Source organism: Roseivirga sp. E12, assembly GCF_017592825.1.
GTDB lineage: Bacteria > Bacteroidota > Bacteroidia > Cytophagales > Cyclobacteriaceae > Roseivirga.
Genome location: NZ_JAGFMD010000002.1, coordinates 408,845 through 415,655, shown reverse-complemented (window position 1 = coordinate 415,655; position 6,811 = coordinate 408,845). Strand labels below are relative to the sequence as shown.

Here is a 6,811-nt window from a genome sequence, read left to right as displayed (position 1 = left end):
CAAGCTCAAGGATCAACCTTCTATAATTGAAGATGTTTTAAGAAGATTTTAGGGTCGTGGGTTCGCCCCGAAGCTTCGGGGCCTCAGCGCCCACACTAAAGGCTGTCATATGACAGCCTTTTTTTGTTGACATGCACTAGGTTAATTTCTTTTATTCTTACGTTATCCTGGACCTACCTGCGGCAGGCAGGCTCGTTTCAGGATCTATGATAACAGCTGTCGGAGATTCTGAGATATATTCAGAATGACGAACTTTTGTAAAGCTCGATGAACCAATCTAAGGTTTGAAATGACTTTTTGCCATGAACTATTGATCTGCAACTGCCACCCCTACAAAGGAATCTGCTGTTCCATAGTACATGTACCATTTATCTTTGAAAGGCACTAAGGCCTCAAGAAAGGTTGTGCCGGCAGCGTACTGTCCGGTGACTTCATGTGGTAGGCTTGGACATATAAAAGGGCTGTCCATTCTCGAAATGAACTTCGAAGGATCACTCAAATCAAAAAGCGCTTGTCCTCCGCAATATGTTCCTTTCGGGATTGATGGATCAGCAATTTCTCCTTCATCATTTTTGCCATTATAAATCAGTAGAATACCTTTTTCTGTAAGCAGGGCTGGTGGTCCTGGTTCGGTCAAAAAACTATCAAACATGTTTGGTCTAGTATTCATGACAATGGCCAATTCGCCCCTCTCATTCTCTAAAGGAGTCCAATCTAATAGGTCATCAGACCAAGCAAGGTTGACACCGCGCTCGCCAAAGTACATCCAGTATTTATCGTTGATTTTTACCGCGACTAGTTCATCCCCAATTCGTTCACAGACTATGGAGCCTGATTTACTCCAGGTATTCAAGAACTTTCCAGAGAGGGCCTTCTCCAGTGCTGGTCCTTCTTTTTTCCAGTTGTACAGGTCGTCAGAACTGGCAACCGATAGTCTAGCCACATCTTGGTTCCATGCCGTGTAGGTCATAATGTACTTGCCATCGGCTCGTTTCACGACTCTTGGGTCTTCGCAACCACCTGGGTAGTCCCATTGAAGATTTGCAGTTGAATCAGGATATAAGACTGGTGATTCATGTTTTGTAAAATCAAGACCATTGGTGCTCCATGCAAGACCAATTCTTGAAGTTCTACCACCTAAGTAGGCCTTGGGATTGTCTTCTGCCCTGAAGAACATGAAGATCGTATCATTGCGGTTTATGGCTGCAGGATTAAATACATCTGCTTTTTGCCAAGCGACATTTGAATTGGTCAGTGGGTCAAGGAAAGTATAGGACGAGTCAGCGCTTAGTATCGGGTTCTGTGCGGGCTTTTCAAAGCCTATGATCCATGGGTCTGTGGGTTGAGCACAGCTAACAATAATCAGAAGAGATAAAAAACTGAGGAACTTGTTCATTCCTCAAGTTAGTGAGCAAATCTGGTAGATAAGACTATAATAGCTTTTTAAAAGGATCGCCCATATTGAGCGATCCTTTCTTATCATTCCACTTTTATTTGCCAACCATCATATAAGTCATCTTTGGAACCGTCCTGGTCCCAATCGAGATAACTCACGAAGCGCGCTTGTTCATTCTGTATGGTGACTCTGTATGCATTATTATAATTTGATGAAGACAGAATAAGTGAGTCATTTCTAATTGACCAGTTTCCTTCTTCTTTGCCTATCTCTTGTCCATCGAGTCCTCTGTAGACTGATACAAAGGTGCCATCTGCCCAATAGGTAGTAGAGATTGGTTTGATGTTGAGTGTTTTTTCCCATTCTCCAATGTCAATTGACAAAATGCTACTAGAATCACTATTGCTAACTGTACTCACCTCCACATTGAGCGTTGTGTTTTCCCATGTTCCAACTATGTCTAAAGGAGACAAGTGGTGAGCGTCTTGGCAAGAATAGGCACAAGCCAAGGCTAAAAAAATTGTAAGTCTCTTCATGTTCAATAGCTATTTAGAAGGGAAGCCTTGGTTTTCCATTACCTCCTTCATTTGACCGTGGTGTCTTTGGGCATGAGCACCGAGAAGGATGATCCACTGGTAGGCGCTAATCTTTCCTGCCGGACTATCTAAATAGTACGCTTTCAAATCGTCTTGGCTGTTTTTAGCGAAGTCAATGTTTATTTGTCTTGCTGCTTTGAATTTGGCAATGAAATCTTTGGGTGATTCGACAAGCCCCTTAGGCTCGAAAGGTGGGGCGGTTTTTACACGTTTTCCAGGACTTCGGTCAGAAATGATATCGATTACGGTCTGATCTGATACTCTGGTTGCCTCAGGAACGATCACTCTGAATTTCTCGTTTTTTATAACGTTTTGAGTGATGTTCTGATGAATCGCTTGCTCGGCAATTAGAAGGTGTTCGCATGCACCCGCCACAGACCAAGTGTCTGAGTTCGCCTGATAATTCCATTGTTCTGGAGTAAGCTTCTCTATGCTTTTAAAAATGTCCTTCATGGAAGACTCGAGGTATTTTACCGCGAACTTCCTTTCTTTCTTGGACAAGGTTTCTTTTTCGACTGGACTGATCATGGTCAGTGCAGTCATCATGAGGATTACTAGTTTTTTCATTTTGTTGATCTTTAAGTTCAGATAGTTTTAGCCAAGAACGGAGCATAGGCTATTCAGAAGACCATTACAACGCCAATTTGAACCAAGGGTGTTAAAATGAATAATGGATGGTCGCTATTGATTGATCCACCTTTTGAACTCTGGACCTGTGTACCTGCTGACTATTGCCTCTGATGGGATGTTAGTGGTAGCAGGTTCAAGGCTTACACGCAATTTCTGATTGATGTCTTTTTGTACTTGCTTAACGGCAGAGGTGCTGATGACAAACTGTCGGTTTAGCCTAAAGAATCCTTCGATGTTATAGGCTTCCGATAATTCATTGAGGGAGCTGAACTGGGTCAGGATTTTTTCTCCATCATTCTTGACGGCATACACCATACCTTTTTGTGAAAAGAGGTAAGCAATTTGGTGAGGTGAGATATTGAAAGTTTTGTTACCGGATTTGAATGTCCAATACTGATTCTGATCGGATTGCTCATTAGAGGTTCCGGATTTTTGAAAGTCCCTGACAATAAAAACGAGTGTCTCGATTACAATGATCAACAATGCAATGAACAGAGAGGAGAGGAACTGACTTACTCCAGACACGTACCCAAAAAGGAGAAAATTCAGGGAATACACGGATACTCCGAACACGAATGTTGTTAATAGTAGTGAGACTCCTAATTGATAGATAACAGCCTTAATAGGGTTGGAAGTGACCGACCATTTGTCATTGAGCCTGAAATAATTCCATGTGTTTATCTCGCAGCATAGTGTACAAATGGCTAGAGAAGAAAGATATAGCACCAGCGGAAACTGGTAGCCTTCGTCCCATGGAAGTTTGCCATATGATACAAAGTGCACTAGCAAAAGGGCAAGGAATGGAATTAGGATTCTTCTGATTTGATTGTGAGAAAGACTTTTTAAAAACTTCACATCTCAATCTACGGAGAAACATGTACACGGTTTGGTAATAATTATAGGTGCCTGCCGAAATTGTTTAGTGGTACAAGTGATCTCTTTTAAGTCTAGCGCTCGTTGCAAGTGAGTGCTTGAAAAAGAATATTAAGGCGTTCACACTGCAATTTATGGCATCGATTTTCCTGACTTTGGGATCTATTGATGCTAAGGTCAGTCGTAACCAACAATGATTGGAAAGAGGCATTAGCCTAATCAACCTTTAAGTTTTGATTAAGAACCAATAGACATTCTATTCATTGAGTATTTCATGTTAAGTTTTACTTCTTGAGTTTTTCGAGCTCCTCAGAGAAATAGTAAGGATTAAGCCTTTTCGCCTCCATGTAATGTTCATAAGCTGTTGCCATACGACCAGTCTCTTTTTTCCTCAAACTTATGCCTTTGCTTCCAATGCGACTTAAGCCAATGGCAGCATTTCCATGTAGGTACCAGACATTTGGAAACATTTCGATCCCGAGTTGGAAAATTTTATAAGCCTCTTCATATCTATCCTCTCTTAAGATACTAGTCCCAATGCCATTGATAAGAAGTGGGTCAACGATAAAATCGTTACCAGCATGCGATCTTTTTATAATATCTATGCCAACTTGGATACCCTGACTTTTTATAATTTCAAGGACTTTTTCGGTATGAACTGGCGTGTCAGAAATTCTTAAACTAAATCGCCCTCCACGTTCGATTGCCTGTGGAAATGTTCCTGTGCTGAAAAAACTGCTTATGGCAGAGATTGATTTGGGAGGGAAGAATAAGACATCATGACTCGTCAGTGGGACAATAAAATGGCGACTATTGGTCAGTTGTTGTTCTACCTGATTTGCATCCTCTACAGATGTCCGTGGGTCCAACTCACCACTGACCATTAGAGTGGGGATATTGCTATAAAAATCTTCTCTGAATTCATCAGGCAACGGGGTAGATCCGAGTGCACTTTGAAAGTCTATGCGGTTAAAGGGGTAATTCATCGCATCTGTGTGTCCGGTAGCGTTTAGGTCTGTGTTGATTTTACCTCGCCTTTTCTGAGAAACACCTGAAGCAGAAGAAGTAAGATAGGTCATAATGGTCCCGACTTGTCGTCTTTTGAGCGTTTCGACTAGCACTTCTGCAATACCTTCAAAGTGCCCTTCAGCGGCAACTTGATAGGTGAGTGCTATATTTCTGACATTGCTTGTGGAAGACATAGATAATAGATGGATTAATTCCAATTCGTATCGTCCAACGAGGACTTCCTCCTGCTTCCCATTAACTTCTACGCTGACTTTAACAGGTTCTTTTTCAAGCCTTTTAAGCACTCTACTTACGTTCTCTTCAAATTGAGGAAACACCTTCGAGAGCTTCGGGTCAGAGTCAATGAATGATTGTATAACTTTGACTTGCTGCGTGAAATTAAGAGGGGAACGCCATCGCTGATCAAGACCATTGATGCCAACTAAAACCGCTTTGTCAACTATCTCGGTATGATACTTCATTACTGATAAAGCCAAATGTGTACCATAACTATGGCTCAGAATATTCACTTTCTCATATCCAAGTCCTTTAATTAGGTCCTTAACATCAGCCGCGTTTTCCAAGGTATTGTAAGCAGAGGGATCTATTTGGTTCCTTTGCAGGAATTCAGCCATCTGTGCGACTGTTTTTTTGAGTGCTTTGTCAGAGGCTTCCGAGTCAAGTTCTTTGTCTAGAGGTAGTTCAAAACTGGCGCTCATAGAAAGTGAGGGGATCGCTCCTCCAGTACCCCTCTGATCGAAGAGGATGACGTCAGAATGTGATCTGATACCTTCTAATAACCAAAACAGTTGACCCTTTCCCTCTTCGATACCTGAATCACCAGGGCCTCCGCTCAGGTAAATGACCGGACTTCCTGGGTTTTCTGAGTAGCTCTTGAATCTGAAAAAAGGAAGCTTTACAATAGAGTTGTTGTTCTTATTTCGATTTTCAGGGACGGCCAACCATCCAGACTCACCATCAATCTTTTGATCATATACGTTTTTAAAGGACTTCTCTTTAATCGTTATATCTCCGATAGATTTGACCTTGTTGTGTTGAGCCTGTGTGCAATTGCTCAATGAGGAAAAGATTAATGCGATACATAAATACTTCTTAATAGCACCAGTCATAAAGGATAATTTTGAGTAAGCCTCCAATGTCAAGTATTTGTGTGGGAATCGATTAAAGTAGATGTACGAGTTAGTTTGTCCTTATGTGAAAGGACTCATTTAACACTCAGTTTGTACTGTTTTGGGCTTTGTCCAATTTGTTTCTTAAAGTTGATGTAGAATGCTGACTTTGATTTGAAGCCTACCTCATTGGCAATTCCTTCTATAGTCAGATGATTGTATTTAGAGCTAATGATCATATCTGCTGCATGGCGAATGCGACATTCATTCAATACTTCAGTGAAAGTTCTGTTAAGGTTTTGATTGATGCTTTGAGACAAATAGTTGGGCTTTAGTCCTAATTTGTCACTTGCTTCAATAAGCGAAAATTGACTATTTAAATAGGGTTTTTGATTGTTGAGGTAGTCCATTAATTTTTCAACATTCGCCTCAGAAGCTACTTTGGTCAATCCACTCTTCCGGTATTTCTTGTTAGAGGAGGACTCCCTCTCATTTTGTGGGTTAAAGAAATGATATATCGTGTATATAGTCCAAACTGTGAGTAAAGCAGCCATCAGATAGCTTTGCTCATAGTTGTAAAAACTGAGTTTTCTAAATATAGCTACACCGACTAGTGAAGTAAGAAAGGCGGACAAAATAATTGACCATCTTAAATATGGGGGTTCGAGGTCTCGATGCTTCTTGCTAATTGTGAACCATATTACTGAAAGGTAAATAACAACCTGACCGATAACACTCCAAAAAAACACCTCTCTGTTTAATGGAAGATAATTAAAGGCTTCATTAAGGTATATGAGCTTTTCATTTGAATCTTTGAGATAGAATGGAAGGTGAAGAACAAGTGCAATCAAGAAGGGGACTGAATGAAGGCTCGTATACTGTTTTTTAGTTTCAGGGGGCTTCAGAGACGAACGGATGGTTAGATACAATAATGGTGCGATCAAAAAAGAAAATGGAGAATGAACGTATGTCAAGAAGGGAAATTCGAAAATGATTTTTGACGATAGTGCCAATGAGCCGGCAGCAACTATGCCCACAGAAAACAATAAGCTTGAAAGATAGTATTTAGTAGGAGTTCGCTTCCACTTCGCTAATATGATAAGCGCAAAGAGGAGAACGTTGAAAATACCGAACCAGATCATTTGATAAAATTTCTTTATCAAATGATCTGGTTTTAG

Annotated in this window: 6 protein-coding genes; all 6 read right to left on the bottom strand. The window is 40.9% G+C overall.

The features are described 5' to 3' along the window. Window positions 1-307 precede the first annotated feature (307 nt). Window positions 308-1,396 (bottom strand): glycoside hydrolase family 130 protein, encoded by a 1,089-nt coding sequence (locus J4E76_RS09500; protein WP_208503488.1) that lies wholly within the window; start codon window positions 1,394-1,396, stop codon window positions 308-310. Between the two features lie 83 nt (window positions 1,397-1,479). Then, complete coding sequence (locus J4E76_RS09495) at window positions 1,480-1,932, bottom strand: hypothetical protein (protein WP_208503486.1); 453 nt, start codon at window positions 1,930-1,932, stop codon at window positions 1,480-1,482. Between the two features lie 9 nt (window positions 1,933-1,941). Further along, on the bottom strand, window positions 1,942-2,559 hold the full coding sequence (locus J4E76_RS09490; protein WP_208503484.1) for a DinB family protein: 618 nt from the start codon (window positions 2,557-2,559) through the stop codon (window positions 1,942-1,944). Between the two features lie 114 nt (window positions 2,560-2,673). After that, window positions 2,674-3,477 (bottom strand): LytTR family DNA-binding domain-containing protein, encoded by an 804-nt coding sequence (locus J4E76_RS21170; protein WP_208503482.1) that lies wholly within the window; start codon window positions 3,475-3,477, stop codon window positions 2,674-2,676. 302 nt (window positions 3,478-3,779) lie between these two features. Beyond that, window positions 3,780-5,633 carry an alpha/beta hydrolase gene (locus J4E76_RS09480; RefSeq protein ID WP_208503480.1) on the bottom strand — a complete coding sequence of 618 codons (1,854 nt, stop codon included), beginning with the start codon at window positions 5,631-5,633 and terminating at the stop codon, window positions 3,780-3,782. Between the two features lie 95 nt (window positions 5,634-5,728). Further along, window positions 5,729-6,796 (bottom strand): AraC family transcriptional regulator, encoded by a 1,068-nt coding sequence (locus tag J4E76_RS09475; protein WP_208503479.1) that lies wholly within the window; start codon window positions 6,794-6,796, stop codon window positions 5,729-5,731. Window positions 6,797-6,811: the final 15 nt, after the last annotated feature.

What these genes read in the sequence shown, in the direction of transcription:
- J4E76_RS09500 (WP_208503488.1), bottom strand. Translation starts at nt 1,396, where the DNA reads ATGAACAAGTTCCTCAGTTTTTTATCTCTTCTGATTATTGTTAGCTGT.
- J4E76_RS09495 (WP_208503486.1), bottom strand. Translation starts at nt 1,932, where the DNA reads ATGAAGAGACTTACAATTTTTTTAGCCTTGGCTTGTGCCTATTCTTGC.
- J4E76_RS09490 (WP_208503484.1), bottom strand. Translation starts at nt 2,559, where the DNA reads ATGAAAAAACTAGTAATCCTCATGATGACTGCACTGACCATGATCAGT.
- J4E76_RS09480 (WP_208503480.1), bottom strand. Translation starts at nt 5,633, where the DNA reads ATGACTGGTGCTATTAAGAAGTATTTATGTATCGCATTAATCTTTTCC.